We start from the raw sequence: 14,220 nt of genomic DNA on the forward strand, positions 1-14,220 counted from the left end.
TCAGCCCTTCAGCGGCAGCTTTACGGCCTGCGCGTTCTCGCGCACGTAGTCGCGCAGGATGGCGTCGAAGCTGGCGTCGGCCTTCAGGCCCAGCGCCTCGGCGCGCGCGGCATGGATGCGGCTGGGCCAGCTGGTGACGATCTTCGCGACGGCGGCGTCGGGCTCCCAGTCGATCAGGCCGGTGGCTTCCTTGCCCGCGATGCGTTCGAGCGCCTGCGCCATGTCGCGCACGGTGGTGGTGAGCGCGGGCAGGTTGATGGCTGTGCGCGCGCCCCACTCGGTGGCGCTTGCCGTGGCCGCGCGGATGATGCCCGCGACGGTGTTGCCGGGAGAGGCCAGCGCGACCGGCGTGTCGGGCGGCACGGGGCAGCGCGCGCGCTCGCCGGCCAGCGGCTCGCGCAGCATGCCGCTGAGGAAGCTGGAGGCCGCGCCGTTGGGCTTGCCCGGGCGCACCGACACCGTCATGAGCCGCACGTTGCGGCCCTGCACGAAGCCCTTGCGCGTGAAGTCGGCCACCAGCTGCTCGCCGATGAACTTCTGGATGCCGTAGCTGTTCTGCGGCGTCGGCAGCGTGGTGTCTTCGATCACCGCCGGCAGGCGCTGCTCGGGCGAATCGCCGAACACCGCGACCGAGCTGGAGAACACGAACACCGGTGCATGGCCGGCGCGGCGCGCTGCTTCGAGCAGGCCGCGCGTGGCGTCGAGGTTGCTGCGCATGCCGAGGTCGAAGTCAGCCTCGCACTCGCCGCTGACGGCGGCAGCGAGGTGGAACACGAGCTGCGTCTCGGCGATGGGCAGTGCGCCGCTCGCAAGCTGTTTGAGCAGGTCGCCCTGCACGAACTGCACGCGCGCATCGCCGGCCAGGTCGGCGGGCGGCGGCACGCGGTCGGCCAGGGTGATGCGCGACACGGGCTGCGCGGCGCCGCCGGCCAGCGCGAGAGGGCCTCCGGCAAGCAGCGTTCGGGCGAGGCGGGCGCCGAGAAAACCGCAGCCGCCGGTGATGAGGATGTTCATGTGTGTGTCTCTCTCTGCTTTCTCTTCAGGCTTCTTTTTTCGGGGCCGGCACTTCGATGCCGGGGAAGATCTTGATGACCGCGCTGTCGTCCTCGCGCGCGTAGCCCGCGGTCGAGGCCTGCATGAACATCTGGTGCGCGGTGGACGACAGCGGCAGTGGAAACTTGCTGGCCCGCGCCACGTCGAGCACCAGCCCCAGGTCCTTCACGAAGATGTCGACGGCCGACAGCGGCGTGTAGTCGCCCGCCAGCACGTGCGCCATGCGGTTCTCGAACATCCAGCTGTTGCCCGCGCTGTGCGTGATGACTTCGTACAGCGCGGCCGGGTCCACGCCTTCGCGCAAGCCCAGCGCCATTGCCTCAGCCGCGGCGGCGATGTGCACACCGGCCAGCAGCTGGTTGATGACCTTCACCTTGCTGCCCGCGCCCGCGCGGTCGCCGAGGCGGTAGACCTTGGCGGCCATCGCGTCGAGCACGGCGCCGGCCTTTTCGTAGGCGGCGGGCGTGCCGGCGGTCATCATCGTCATCTGGCCGCTCGCGGCCTTGGCGGCGCCGCCGGAAATGGGCGCGTCGAGGTACAGGATGCCCAGCTTCCCGAGGCGCGCTTCGAGTGCCACCGACCAGTTCGGATCGACGGTGGAGCACATCACGAACAGGCTGCCGGGCTTCATCGACGCGGCGCAGCCGGGCGTGGTGCCGTCGCCGAACAGCACCGACTCGGTCTGCGCGGCGTTCACGACGACGGACACCACGATGTCGCACTGCGCGCCCAGCGCCTCGAGCGTGGCGCAGGCCGTGCCGCCGTCGCGGGCGAAGGCTTCGGCGGCTTCGCGGCGCACGTCGAACACATGCGGCGCATGGCCCGCGCGGCGCAGCGACTGCGCCATGCCGGCGCCCATTGCACCAAGGCCCACGAGGCCGACGACGGGGATGGGTGAAGAGGTCATGGAGGGGCTTTCCTTGAACGGTGTACAGCGTAGGCCTCGATGGCCTGCGGCTCAATTTGTAAGGTCATCATACAAATTCTCGTCATTGGGGCCGATCCGATCTAACCCGCACCCTGGGGCCATGCGTGGGCTCAGTTGCGCGCGGGCCAGCCTTCGACCAATGGCCGCGCGAGCTGCGCGCCCTCCTGCTGCCAGAACGCCGGGTCGGCCTGCTCGATGCGGCGGATCGCGTTGTCCATGTGCGACTTGGCCGCCTCGCGCGCGCGCACCGGGTCGCCCGCGTCGATGGCATCGACGATCAGCGCATGCTCCCGTGCCACCTGGGCGGCGAAGTCGGCGCGGCGTGCCTCGTTGGCGCGCGTGACGCGGGTGGCGCCATGCAGGAACTGCCGCAGGTACTGCAGCGTGCCGAGAAGAAAGGGGTTGCGCGCGGCCTCGGCGATTGCGGTGTGGAAGCGCACGTCTTCGTCTGCGCCGTTGCCGCCATCCGCCACCGCCGCCTCGAGCGCCTTGATGGCTTCACGGATGCTGCGCAGGTCGGCCTCGGTGCGCCGCTCGGCGGCCAGCGCGGCCACCTCGGCTTCGAGGGCGCGGCGCAGCTCGACCATCTGGATCACCGCCTCGCGCGAGGCGACATGCGGCATCTCGAAGCGCAGCGGTTCGATGCCGGCGGCGCGCACGTACACGCCGCTGCCCTGGCGCGAATCGACCAGGCCCAGCGACTTGAGCCGCGACACCGCTTCGCGCACCACGGTGCGGCTCACGCCGAACTGCGCGGCCAATGCGGTCTCGGTGGGCAGCCGGTCGCCTTCGGACAGGCGGCCGCTGCGCACCTCGGCGACCAGCGCGTCGGCCACCTGGTCCGCCAGGCGGACGGTGGGGGCGACGGACTGGAAGCGGGCGGTCATTGGCGTGGTGCGGCGATGGGCTGCGACTCTAACGCAGGCCCCGCGCGGCCAATTTCCGCCCTTGCCGGCCCGCTCAGGCCAGCGCGTGACGCGCGGCGTTCGCGATGCTGGCCGCATCCACCCCGAAGAACCCCCGCAGCGCAGCGCGCGTGTCGCTGCGGCCGAAGCCGTCGGTGCCCAGCGTGATGTAGCGGCGGCCTTCGGGGAGGAAGGCGCGCACGCTCTCTGGCACGGCGCGCACATAGTCGGTGGCGGCAATGATCGGAGCCTTGCTGTCCTTGCCGAGTTGCTGCGCAACGAACGCGGTGCCGGCTTCTTTCTCGCCAGCCAGCGCGCGCTGCTCACAGGCCAGCCCGTCGCGTGCAAGTTCGCTCCAGCTCGTGACGCTGAACACCTCGGCCTCGATGCCTTCGTCGGCCAGCAGCTGCGCGGCCTTGACCACCTCGGTGAGGATCGCGCCCGAGCCCATCAGCGTGACCTTCCCTTGCGCTTTGTTCGCCTTGCCCGATGCAGGCGCGTAAGTGCCGAAGCGGTAGCAGCCGCGCAGGATGTCGCCTTGTGCGCCCTCGGGCACATCAGGCTGCGCGTAGTTCTCGTTCATGAGCGTGACGTAATAGAACACGTCCTGCTGCTCGACCATCATCTCGCGGATGCCCGCGTCGACGATCACCGCCATCTCGCCCGCATACGCCGGGTCGTAGGCCTTGCAGTTGGGAATGGTCGCGGCCACCAGGTGGCTGCTGCCGTCCTGATGCTGCAGGCCTTCGCCGCCGAGCGTGGTGCGCCCCGACGTGGCGCCCAGCAGGAAGCCGCGCGCACGCTGGTCGGCCGCGGCCCAGATGGCATCGCCCACGCGCTGGAAGCCGAACATCGAGTAGTAGATGTAGAACGGCAGCATCGCCAGGCCGTGCACGCTGTAGCTGGTGGCCGCCGCCGTCCAGCTCGCGATGGCGCCGGCCTCGCTGATGCCTTCTTCGAGGATCTGCCCGTCGGTGGCTTCGCGGTAGCTCAGCACCGAGCCGATGTCTTCCGGCGCATAGCGCTGGCCCACGCTCGAGTAGATGCCGACCTGCTTGAACAGGTTGGCCATGCCGAAGGTGCGCGCCTCGTCGGCCACGATGGGCACGATGCGCGGGCCCAGGGCCGGGTCTTTCAGCAGGTTGCCCAGCATGCGCACGAAGGCCATGGTGGTGCTCATTTCCTTGCCGGCGGCCGCGGTCGCGAACTGGGCATAGCTCGCGATGTCGGGCTTGGGCACCACCTCGCAGGCGGTCTCGCGCCGGGGCATGGCGCCGCCGAGCGCCTCGCGGTGCTGGCGCAGGTAGCGCATCTCGGCGCTGTCTTCCGGCGGGCGGTAGAAGTCCATCGCCGTGGCCTGCGCGTCGGTCAGCGGCAGGTTGAAGCGGTCGCGGAATTCGATCAGGTCCACGTCGCCCATCTTCTTGTGCGAGTGCGTGGTCATCTTGCCCTGCGCGGCACTGCCCATGCCGTAGCCCTTCTTGGTGTGGGCAAGGATCACAGTGGGCTGTCCCTTGTGCCTTGCCGCCGCCGCGTAGGCCGCATGGATCTTCACCAGGTCGTGGCCGCCGCGCTTGAGGCGGTCGATCTGCTCGTCGGTCATGCCTTCGGCCAGGCGCGCGAGTTCGGGGTTCTGGCCGAAGAAGTTGTCGCGGTTGAAGCGGCCGTCCTTGGCCGCGAAGGTCTGCATCTGGCCGTCGACGGTGTTGGCGAACACGCGGGCCAGGGCGCCGCTCACGTCCTGCGCGAAGAGCCCGTCCCAGTCGCTGCCCCACACCAGCTTGATGACGTTCCAGCCAGCGCCGGCAAAGAGCTTTTCGAGCTCGTCGATGATGCGGCCGTTGCCGCGCACCGGGCCGTCGAGCCGCTGCAGGTTGCAGTTGACCACCCACACGAGGTTGTCGAGCTTCTCGCGCGCGGCGAGCGTCAATGCGCTCATCGACTCGGGCTCGTCCATCTCGCCGTCGCCGAACACGCCCCACACCTTGCGGCCTTCGCAGTTCAGCAGGTTGCGGTGCGTGAGGTAGCGCATGAAGCGCGCGTGGTAGATCGAGCTGATCGGGCCGATGCCCATCGACCCGGTGGGGAACTGCCAGAAGTCCGGCATCAGGTACGGGTGCGGATAGCTGCACAGGCCGCGCGCGCCGCTGCCGTCGGTGAAGGCAGGCGCGGTGAGTTCCTGGCGGTAGTGCTTCAGGTCTTCTTCACTCAGGCGGCCTTCGAGGTAGGCGCGGGCATAGACGCCCGGCGCGCTGTGCGGCTGGAAGAACACCAGGTCGCCGCGATGGGCGTCGCTGCGCGCATGGAAGAAATGGTTGAACCCGGTTTCGAAAAGATCGGCCGCGCTGGCATAGCTGGCGATGTGGCCACCGAGTTCGCCGTACGCCTGGTTGGCCTTGGCCACCATCGCGAGCGCGTTCCAGCGCATCAGCGAGGCGAGCTTTTCCTCGATGGCCAGGTCGCCCGGGAACGGCGGCTGGTCTTGCGCGGCGATGGTGTTGACGTACGGCGTGGCCAGCTCGGGCTGCCAGCCGATGCGCTGCTGTCGCGCCAGCCGTGCCAGCTCGGTCAGCATCTGCTTGGCGCGCTGCGGCCCCTGGGTCTGCGCCAGCGCCACGAAGGCGTCGCGCCACTCGGCGGTCTCGGCGGGATCGGGGTCGTGCGACAGCGGCGTATCAAGCAGCAGCGCGCGCATCTGGTCGGCGGAAATCGGGGCGTTCATGACGGCACTTTAGGCCGGCATGCGAAGAATTAGCTACCGGCGCATGCAAGTCCATGCGCACCTCGCGGCATAAAATTCCGCGAAACAAAGGAGACGCGGCATTTCATGCAACTCGACACCATAGACCTGCGCATTCTTGATGAACTGCAACGCGACGGGGCGCTGTCGAACGTGGAACTCGCGCGCCGCGTGCACCTGTCGCCGTCGCCTTGCCTGGCCCGCGTGAAGGCGCTCGAGACCCACGGCGTGATCGACCGCTACGTGGCGCTCGCGAACCCCAAGGCGCTGGGCCTCGGGCTCAACGTGTTCATCTCGATCAGCCTCGCGGCGCAGAACCGGCAGTCGCTCGCCGACCTGGAACAGCGCATCGCCGAGCACGACGAGGTGATGGAGTGCTACCTGATGACAGGCGACAGCGACTACCTGATCCGCATCGCCGTGGCCGACATGGCGGCGCTGGAGAAATTCATCATGGAGCAGCTCACGCCGATTCCTGGGATCGAGAAGATCCGCTCGAGCTTTGCGCTCAAGCAGGTGAGATACAAGACGGCGCTGCCGTTGCCGAAAGAGTAGGTACTTCCCCAGGCCCCCTCGCCGGGGGCGACACCGGTGGACCGGCAGAGCCGGTTCCACGGTGTTCCCTTCCGGAAGGGGCGACCCTTGCCTACAGGCCGATCAGGCCGCCGTCGTTCTTCGTGATGACGATGGTCGCCGAGCGCGGGCGGGCGTTGCCGCCTTCAGGCCAGTGGCTGGAGAACTTCGTCGGGGTCGTGATGTCGGCCACCTTCGTGTCCTCGCCGGGGTGCTGGATATTCACGAACAGCGCGCGGCCATCGCCCGATTCGGCAATGCCGGTGATCTCGCACTCCACCGGGCCGACCAGGAAGCGGCGCAGACCGTCGGTGCCCGGGGCCTTGCCGACGAAAGTCTTTTGCTGCACGGTGGTAGCACCGTCGAAGTTGGTGATGGTTTTGGACGCACCGTCGCCGACCTTGCCAGGCAGTGCCCCGAGCAGCATGCAGTTGGTCACGTCGGTGTACTTGCCGTCGTCGGTCTCGATCCACAGCAGGCCGGGCGCCGCCTGGCTGAACCACATGCCGTCGGGGCTGGAGAAGTCGTTGTCGGCGCCGAGGGCGGACACGTTCACGTCGGCAGATGCGGTCGAGCGCGCGCCGAACAGGTACACGTCCCACTTGAAGCTGACGGCCGCAGGGTCACCGCCGGTGTCGGCAAAGCGGATGATGTGGCCGTTCGGGTTGCCCCGCTGCGGGGTCGTGCCCTTGGGGTCGTTGTAGAAGCGCGGGTTGGCTGCGTCGGTGCCATTGATCGTGCGAGCCGCGTTATTGGTCAAGGTGAGGTACACCTCGCCATTCTTCGGATTCACCGCCGTCCATTCCGGACGGTCCATCCTCGTGGCGCCGGCTGCGTCGGCTGCATGGCGCGCGTTGATCACGACGTCGGCCGCGTCGGCAAACGCGTAGCTGGCGTAGCTCGCGGTGATGTTGTTCACGCCGAGCTTGAGCTCGAGCCAGTCGCCCGTGCCGTCGGCCTTGAACTTGGCGACGTAGAGCTTGCCGTCGTCCATGTACTTGTCGCCGGCCGCAATGCCGCCGCCGATGTCAGCCGCATCCCAGTTCTTGGTGGAAACGAACTTGTAGAGGTACTCGTTCTGCGAGTCGTCGCCCATGTACCAGACGAGCGGCTTGCCGACCACGACCGGGCCCAGGCAGGCGCCTTCGTGGCCGAAGCGGCCGAGCGCGGTGCGCTTCTTCGGAGTGCTGGTGGGGTTGAAGGGGTCGATCTCGACCACCCAGCCGTAGGTGTTGGCGCCGTTGCGGTAGTCGTCGGTGGCGGTGCCGGTCACAGCCACGACTTCGGTGTTCCAGCGGCCATACAGGTTGTCGGCGGTGTCGGGCGTGACGGTGGCCCAGAGTTCGCGGCCGGTGCCGGCGACGCCGTAACGGCTGAAGGAGGCAAGTTCCTTGGCAGAGCGGTTGACGTCGTCGTTCGCCTTGATGCGGCGGAAGTAACCGGCCCAGTTCTCTTCGCAGGTCAGGTACGTGCCCCACGGCGTGGTGCCGTTGGCGCAGTTATTGACAGTGCCGCGGGTCTTGCTGCCGTCGGTCGAGTACTTGGTCTTCAGGTAATCGGTCTTGGCGGCCGGGCCGGACAAGGTCATTTCGGTCAGGGTGTGGACGCGGCGGTTGAAGCTCGAGTCCTGCTTGTAGCTCCAGGTGCTGCCGCTCTTGTTGACCTCGATGACGCTCACGCCGTGCAGGTAGAACTCGCGCAGCACTTCATCGGCAACCGTGCGCACGCCGCTGACAGTGGTCTGGCCCGTGGGGTGCAGGAACACGGGCGTGATGGCTTCGTGGTTCATCACGAGCAGGCCGCGCGTGGCGCTGGTGGCGTCCCACTTGTTCGACGCGTTCATGCCGAAGAAGGTCATGCCGTCGTGGTGGTCGCCGGCGCGGCGGTCGTAGGTGGTTGCGTCGTCGGTGCCGTCGTTCTTGTAGGCGGCGACACCGGCTGCGGTCGGGTCACCCAGGCGGTACAGCACGCTGGCGGTGTAGCCGGCGGGCACGGCAACCACGTCGGCGAGGCTCTTGGCGACGGCATTGAAGCCGAGCTTCATCGGACCGGCGGGGGCCGGTGCCGGCGCGGGGGCAGGTGCGGGTGCCGGCGGCAGGATCGGGAAGGGTGCGGCGCCTGCGCCGCCACCGCCGCCGCAGGCTTGCAGCAGGGCCGTGCCGGCGGTGCCGGCGCCGAGGCCGAACAGGCGCCGGCGGCTCAGGCGCGCGGCGATCAGGTCGGTGAACGAGGGGTTCGACGTGGGGTTGGTGCCGATGTCGTCGAGGTCGACCGAGGGATCGTCGGTGCGGGTGTTTGCGGTCATGCGCAATGTCTTTCTTCGTGGGGATGGAAAGGAAACCAGCCCGCGAAGGTAGGCACTTCGTATGACGCTTCTATGAATTGCTCAGCTTCCCGTCAGGTTGAATCGATCTAGCTGACGGCACGCAGCACACGCAAGAATCAGGGTGCCGGCAACTGCCTCGGCCACAACGCCCACAGCCGCAGGGGCTGGTTCATGCTCGCCGCGAGCCGCCCGGCGTCGGCACCGGTGCCGGCAAAGTAGTCGGCCCGCACGGCCCCCAGGATCGCGCTGCCGGTGTCCTGCGCCACCACCAGCTTCTGCAATTGCGCAGCCGGCCCGTTGGATGCCAGCCACACCGGGGTGCCGTAGGGGATGCTCTCGCGGTCGACCGCGATGGAGCGCCCCGCGGTCAGCGGCACGCCCTGCGCGCCGCGCGGACCGAAGGCGGCATCGACCTCGCTCATGGTTTCTTCGCGGAAGAACACGTAGCGCGGATTGCTCCACAGCAACTGCGTCACGCGCTGGGGGTTCTGAGCGGCCCAGGCCTTGGTGTCGTCGGGCCACTTGCCGACCTTGGCCACGCCCTGGCTCATGAGCCATTGCTGCACGCTGCGGTAGGGCTGCTCGTTGGTGGCCGAGAAGGCCATGCGCACGGTGTGCTGGTAGCCATTGGCCTCGGTGATACGCAGCCGGCCGGAGCCCTGGATGTGCAGCATCAGGGCGTCGATGGGGTCCGCCATCCAGGCGATCTCGCGGCCGCGCAGGGCGGCCTGGGCTTCAGGCAGCGTCTCTATTTCCTGGCGCGTGTACCAGGGGCGGCGCGGGGCCAGGCCGTCGGGCGCCTGGTAGATCGGCACGTTGAAGGTGGCGGTGGGCACGCGCGAGGCCTCGTACACGGGCTCGTAGTAGCTGGTGAGCTTGCCTTCGCTCTGGCCGTTCAGCGCCTCGATGCGGTAGGGCTGCAGCCGGTCGGTCATCCACTGGCGCTGTTCTTCGGGCGTGGCGATGGTCAGCTGGCGCACGTCGCGGCACAGCGGCGCGAAGGCGGCATTGGGGCGCGAGCAGTTGGCCAGCAGCGCGATCCAGGCCTCGTGCAGCGGGTCTTCGCTGAAGCCCGGCAGCTCCGCCCAGCCGACCGGCACCCAGCGGCTCTTGGGATGCGCGAGCGAGCCGGTGAGCGGGCCGAGGTCGCGCGGCGGGCTGATGACGGGGGGGCGCGTCGGCAGGTCGGGTGCGCGCGGGCCGGTGGAACAGGCTGCGAGCGTTGCTACGATCAAGAGCCCGACCAGCCACTGGAGTCCATTTCTCATGGGTTTGATTCTGCTTGAAGCCCTCGCCGCGGGACTTGTGTTCATCTTGATCATCTGGTGGACCATGTTTTCCGGCCGCAAGAAGGGTGAATTGCACGACGAGGACGACACCGACCGGAAGCCGCCGCCAGAAGCGTGAATTGCTTGTGCAGTCCGTTACCGCCGCAACTTGTCGGAGAAGTACCCCATTGCTATTACTTTCGTAGCAATCATCGTAGCATTCATGGGCAATGGCGAAACTTTTCTTATTTTCCGTGGGGCTTTGAAGCCGTACCATCCGTGGCACCCGGGAGCTAAGCTGTGGCCCGCTTGACTCAACCTTGAAAGGGATCGCCATGAAAAAGTTCGTACTCGCAACCGCCGCCACCGCCCTCGTCCTCTCCGGCTGCGCCGGAGGCATGACAGACACTCAGCGCAACACCGGCATCGGCGCCGGCATCGGTGCACTGGGCGGCGCGGCGATCGGCTCCGCAACCGGCGGCAACCGTGGCGCCATCGGCACGGGCGCGGTGGTCGGTGCCGCGGCCGGCGCGCTCGGCGGCTACCTGTGGTCGCAGCGCATGGAAAACCAGAAGCGCCAGATGGAAGCCGCCACGCAGGGCACCGGCATCGCCGTGACCCAGACGCCCAACAACGAGCTGAAGCTGCAGATCCCGAGCGACGTGTCCTTCGACGTGGGCCGCGCCAACATCAAGTCGAACTTCGCGCCGGTGCTCGACCAGTTCGCGAACGGCCTGCGCAACAACCCGAACGCCGAGGTGCGCATCATCGGCCACACCGACAGCACCGGCTCCGACGCCATCAACAACCCGCTGTCGGTCGAGCGCGCAGCCAGCACGCGCGACTATCTGGTGGCGCGCGGCGTGAACCCGGGAGCCTTCCGCATCGAAGGCCGCGGCTCGCGCGAGCCGATCGCCGACAACAACAGCGACGCGGGCCGCGCGCAGAACCGCCGGGTCGAAATCTTCGTGGGCGAGCGCGCTCCGCAAGGCTGATCCAGCAGGGTGCCGGCGCGCGCATCGGCGCGCCAGCCACGCCACTCCACCGGGTAACCGGCCGCCTCCAAGAAGCCGGTACCCGCCATTTGTCCATTGGTACATAGAGAAGAGGGAATCTCATGAGGAAGTTTGTCGTTTCGAGTGCGGCCGCGGCCGCGTTGCTGTTCATCGCGGGCTGCGCTTCGCAGTCCACGCCGCCACCTGCGCCACCGGCCGCCGAGGCGCCGGCACCCGCACCGGCGAACAGCTGGACCGCGCGCCTGGCCACGCTGAAGGCCGACCTCGAAACTTCGACCAAGGGCACCGGGGTAGTGATCGAGCAGACTGCCGACAACCAGCTGCACGTGGTGATCCCGAACGAGCTGTCGTTCGACACCGGCCGTGCCAACGTCAAGCGCAACCTCGCGCAGGTGCTCGACAAGGTCGCGGCAGGCCTGAAGAGCGCCACCGCCGCCAGCGTGCGCGTGGTCGGCCACACCGACAACACCGGCAGCGAAGACGGCAACGAGCGCCTGTCGGTGAGCCGTGCCGACAGCGTGCGCAACCACTTGGTGGCGCGCGGCGTGTCGACCACCGCCATCACGACCGACGGCCGCGGCTCGCGCGAACCGCTGGCCGACAACGGCACGGCCGCCGGCCGCGCACAGAACCGCCGCGTCGAGATCTTCGTGGCGGAAAAGGCCTGACCTGACGGGCCTCTAAAGGTCCCGCAGGCGGTTGGCCAGTTCCACCGCCGACTTCACTTCCATCTTGTCGAACACGCGTGCGCGGTGGACTTCCACCGTGCGCACGCTGATCGCGAGCTGGTCGGCAATGAGCTTGTTGGGCAGGCCCTCGATCACGAGCCGCATCACGTCGCGCTCGCGGTCGGTCAGCTCGGCGATGCGCTCCGACAGGCCACGGCGCTGGCGCTGCAGCTCGAGCGCCTGCAGCGACGCATTCAGCGCATGCTCGATACGGTCGACCAGCGCGTTGTCCGAGAACGGTTTCTCGCAGAAGTCGAACGCCCCGCGCTTCACGGCGTCGACGGCAGTCGGCACGTCGGCATGCCCGGTCAGGAAGATCACCGGCATGGCGGGCAGCAGGCCGCGCTCCACGAGCCGGTCGAACAGCACCAGCCCGCTCGTACCCGGCATGCGCACGTCCAGCAGCAGGCACAGCGGCTGCTGGGGCAGCGGCCCCTGGTCGAGGAACTGCTCGAATGCCTCCGCGCTGCCGAAATGCTCGCTGGCCAGCCGGCGCGAGCGCAGCAGCCAGGCGAGCGCCTCACGCACGCTGGCGTCGTCGTCCACGATAAAGATCAATCCATCGATCAGCGGTTGCATGCCAAGAGGTCCAGCGGAAGATTGTTTGCTTGAGGGAAAAAAGGCACCGTCAGGCTGCCGCCGGTAGCGTAAACCTGAAGACGGTGCCGCGCGGCTTGTTCGGCTCGAACACCAGTGCGCCGCCATGCTGCTCCACCACCGTGCGGCACAGGCTCAGGCCGAGCCCCATGCCGTCGGCGCGGGTGGTGAAGAAGGGCGTGAAGAGCCGCTCGGCCACTTCGTCGCTGATGCCGCAGCCCAGGTCGGCCACCGAGAACTCGAGCCAGCGCCGGCCGTCCTCCTGCACCGTGCCGCCCACCGCCGCCGCGCGCGCCACGCGCAGTCGAAGCACGCGGCTGCCGACGTTGTCGGGGCTGTCCATGGCCTGCATCGCGTTGCGCGCGAGGTTCAGCAGCACCTGCTCGACCAGCGTGCGGTCGCACATGGCCGCGGGCAGGCGGTCTTCGAACACCACCTCGATGATCACGCCGAGCTTGCGCGCCTGCAGCCGCACCAGCGGCAGCACCGCGTCGATCAGCGCCTGCGGCGCGACCGGCTCGCGCGTGCGGTCGCGCCGGCGCACGAAGTCGTGCACGCTGCGAATCACCTGGCCGGCACGGTCGGCCTGCTCGGCGATGCGCCGCACCGCCATCGCCACTTCGCCCTGGTCGCCGCGCGCATGCGGGCCGAGCAGGTTGAGCGAGCCGCTGGCATAGCTGGCAATGGCGGCCAGCGGCTGCGTGAGTTCGTGGCTCAGCAGCGACGCCATCTCGCCCACCGTGGCCAGGCGCGCGCTGGCCTGCAGGCGCTCCTGGCTGGCGCGCGACAGTTCCTCGATGCGGCGCTGCTCGCTCACGTCGATGAATGCGCTCATCCAGCCGGTCTGGACCTTGTGCGCGTTGATCAGCGGCGCTTCGAAGATCAGCACCGGAAAGCGTGTGCCGTCCTTGCGCATGAAGACCGACTCGAAGCCCTCGCGCGGCGGCATGCCGCCGGCCAGCCGCCGCGCCTGGCGCTGCTGGTATTCGTGCGCCAGTTCGGTGGGCCAGTAGGGCGCGTCGGGCGCCTCTGCGTTGCCGGCCATGAGTTCTTCGGGCGTGAAGCCGACCATCTCGCAGAAGGCCGGGTTCACGTAGGTGATGCGGCCCTGCAGGTCGCGCGCGCGCAGGCCGGTGATGACGGAGTCTTCCATCGCCTTGCGAAAGGCCAGCGCGTCGGCCAGGTCGCGTTCGGCGCGCAGGCGGCGGCGGGTGTCGCGCGCCAGCAGCACCAGCACCGACACCAGCGCGATCGAGATGGCCGTGACCAGCGCGGTGAGCATGTTCGGGAACAGATCGGGCGCGGCGCGCCAGCCGTCCACGCGCAGCATCAGCGCGGTGCCCGGCAGGTCGATGAGCTGCTGCGAGGTGAACACGCGCGTGCCGGTGCGCCGCGAGGTGCCCAGCGCCACCAGCCGCGTGCCGTCGGCCTCGGTGAAGGCCACTTCCTGCCCGCGCGTGAGCGTGGGGCCGACCAGCTCGATCAGCGCGTCGCGCAGCGAATAGCTGGCCACGAGGTAGCCGCCCGCGTCGATCGGCACGCAAAGCTCCATCACCTCGACGCCGCCGCCGCCCGCCACCGGCACGTAGTGGCTCGGCGAATAGGCCGGCGCGCCCAGCTTGCGCGCCGCCGCGCAGGCCAGCGTGACGTCGGACTGGTCGGGGCCGCGGCTGGCCTCGTCGAGGATGCGCATGCGGTAGGGCGTGTTGACGGCCTGCAGCGGGCGCAGCGCGGCGTCGCGCCATTCGAGCCGCAGCCACTCGCGGTGCTCGCGCAGCAGCGAGGCGGCGATGTCGCTCCACTGCCCCAGGTTGGCGCCCGGGGCCTGCGTGGCGCGCAGGCTCTGTGCGTTGCGCTGGAAGCCGCTGCGCAGGTCGGAGACGGCATCGGCGGTGTCGCGGTCGAGCGAGGCCTGCACCTGTTCGACCTCGTGCCGCCCCGCGAGCCACACCACCGTGACCAGCAGCGCCGACACCAGCACCGCCAGCAGCAGCCACAGGAACCAGCGCTGCCACAGCGAGCGCAGGCGCGCGAACGCGATGAGCGCCCATCGCCTCGGTGGGACGGTCAGCAGCGCATCGGGCAT

General features: G+C 68.8%; 12 protein-coding genes. 4 read left to right on the plus strand and 8 right to left on the minus strand.

Annotation, left to right across the window (positions count from 1 at the left end; genetic code table 11):
* From denD to mdeB, 4 genes are all read right to left on the minus strand, one after another.
* Positions 1-1,014, minus strand: a complete 1,014-nt coding sequence (gene denD / locus ACWV14_RS30995) for a D-erythronate dehydrogenase (RefSeq protein WP_454905678.1) — start codon at positions 1,012-1,014, stop codon at positions 1-3.
* Between the two features lie 25 nt (positions 1,015-1,039).
* Positions 1,040-1,960, minus strand: coding sequence for an L-threonate dehydrogenase (gene ltnD, locus ACWV14_RS31000; protein ID WP_454905679.1), 921 nt, complete (start codon positions 1,958-1,960; stop codon positions 1,040-1,042).
* A 131-nt stretch (positions 1,961-2,091) separates the two neighbouring features.
* A complete protein-coding gene (locus tag ACWV14_RS31005; RefSeq protein ID WP_454905681.1) occupies positions 2,092-2,868 on the minus strand; it encodes a FadR/GntR family transcriptional regulator in 777 nt (258 codons plus the stop codon).
* Between the two features lie 73 nt (positions 2,869-2,941).
* Positions 2,942-5,608 carry an alpha-ketoglutarate dehydrogenase gene (gene mdeB / locus ACWV14_RS31010; protein ID WP_454905683.1) on the minus strand — a complete coding sequence of 889 codons (2,667 nt, stop codon included), beginning with the start codon at positions 5,606-5,608 and terminating at the stop codon, positions 2,942-2,944.
* Between the two features lie 105 nt (positions 5,609-5,713).
* Here mdeB and ACWV14_RS31015 point away from each other — a divergent pair, with 105 nt between their 5' ends.
* Positions 5,714-6,181, plus strand: a complete 468-nt coding sequence (locus ACWV14_RS31015) for an Lrp/AsnC family transcriptional regulator (protein WP_454905685.1) — start codon at positions 5,714-5,716, stop codon at positions 6,179-6,181.
* 91 nt (positions 6,182-6,272) lie between these two features.
* On the opposite strand, the gene ACWV14_RS31020 is transcribed toward ACWV14_RS31015, so the two are convergent.
* Complete coding sequence (locus ACWV14_RS31020) at positions 6,273-8,504, minus strand: PhoX family protein (RefSeq protein WP_454905687.1); 2,232 nt, start codon at positions 8,502-8,504, stop codon at positions 6,273-6,275.
* A 137-nt stretch (positions 8,505-8,641) separates the two neighbouring features.
* Positions 8,642-9,793 (minus strand): murein transglycosylase A, encoded by a 1,152-nt coding sequence (gene mltA, locus ACWV14_RS31025; RefSeq protein WP_454905688.1) that lies wholly within the window; start codon positions 9,791-9,793, stop codon positions 8,642-8,644.
* On the opposite strand from mltA, the gene ACWV14_RS31030 reads away from it, so the two are divergent.
* The 3 genes from ACWV14_RS31030 to ACWV14_RS31040 all read left to right on the plus strand — a co-directional run bounded on the left by ACWV14_RS31030 (position 9,792) and on the right by ACWV14_RS31040 (position 11,477).
* A complete protein-coding gene (locus ACWV14_RS31030; protein ID WP_172839868.1) occupies positions 9,792-9,932 on the plus strand; it encodes a hypothetical protein in 141 nt (46 codons plus the stop codon). The two genes, mltA and ACWV14_RS31030, sit on opposite strands and share 2 nt — an antisense overlap.
* Before the next feature lie 196 nt (positions 9,933-10,128).
* Entirely contained in the window at positions 10,129-10,788 is a 660-nt protein-coding gene (locus tag ACWV14_RS31035; protein WP_081268757.1) for an OmpA family protein, read from the plus strand.
* 122 nt (positions 10,789-10,910) lie between these two features.
* Positions 10,911-11,477, plus strand: coding sequence for an OmpA family protein (locus ACWV14_RS31040; RefSeq protein WP_454905691.1), 567 nt, complete (start codon positions 10,911-10,913; stop codon positions 11,475-11,477).
* 12 nt (positions 11,478-11,489) lie between these two features.
* On the opposite strand, the gene ACWV14_RS31045 is transcribed toward ACWV14_RS31040, so the two are convergent.
* The gene (locus tag ACWV14_RS31045) at positions 11,490-12,116 is read right to left on the minus strand and encodes a response regulator transcription factor (protein ID WP_081268755.1); all 627 of its coding nucleotides are present in this window, start codon (positions 12,114-12,116) and stop codon (positions 11,490-11,492) included.
* 49 nt (positions 12,117-12,165) lie between these two features.
* Positions 12,166-14,220 (minus strand): two-component system sensor histidine kinase NtrB, encoded by a 2,055-nt coding sequence (locus ACWV14_RS31050; protein ID WP_454905693.1) that lies wholly within the window; start codon positions 14,218-14,220, stop codon positions 12,166-12,168.

This window comes from Variovorax durovernensis, from assembly GCF_977011995.1.

Coding starts and splice junctions, on each gene's coding strand:
- ACWV14_RS31015 (WP_454905685.1), top strand. CDS start 5,714: ATGCAACTCGACACCATAGACCTGCGCATTCTTGATGAACTGCAACGC.
- ACWV14_RS31040 (WP_454905691.1), top strand. CDS start 10,911: ATGAGGAAGTTTGTCGTTTCGAGTGCGGCCGCGGCCGCGTTGCTGTTC.
- ltnD (WP_454905679.1), bottom strand. CDS start 1,960: ATGACCTCTTCACCCATCCCCGTCGTCGGCCTCGTGGGCCTTGGTGCA.
- ACWV14_RS31045 (WP_081268755.1), bottom strand. CDS start 12,116: ATGCAACCGCTGATCGATGGATTGATCTTTATCGTGGACGACGACGCC.
- ACWV14_RS31030 (WP_172839868.1), top strand. CDS start 9,792: ATGGGTTTGATTCTGCTTGAAGCCCTCGCCGCGGGACTTGTGTTCATC.
- mdeB (WP_454905683.1), bottom strand. CDS start 5,608: ATGAACGCCCCGATTTCCGCCGACCAGATGCGCGCGCTGCTGCTTGAT.
- mltA (WP_454905688.1), bottom strand. CDS start 9,793: ATGAGAAATGGACTCCAGTGGCTGGTCGGGCTCTTGATCGTAGCAACG.
- ACWV14_RS31035 (WP_081268757.1), top strand. CDS start 10,129: ATGAAAAAGTTCGTACTCGCAACCGCCGCCACCGCCCTCGTCCTCTCC.
- ACWV14_RS31020 (WP_454905687.1), bottom strand. CDS start 8,504: ATGACCGCAAACACCCGCACCGACGATCCCTCGGTCGACCTCGACGAC.
- ACWV14_RS31005 (WP_454905681.1), bottom strand. CDS start 2,868: ATGACCGCCCGCTTCCAGTCCGTCGCCCCCACCGTCCGCCTGGCGGAC.
- ACWV14_RS31050 (WP_454905693.1), bottom strand. CDS start 14,220: ATGCCCGATGCGCTGCTGACCGTCCCACCGAGGCGATGGGCGCTCATC.
- denD (WP_454905678.1), bottom strand. CDS start 1,014: ATGAACATCCTCATCACCGGCGGCTGCGGTTTTCTCGGCGCCCGCCTC.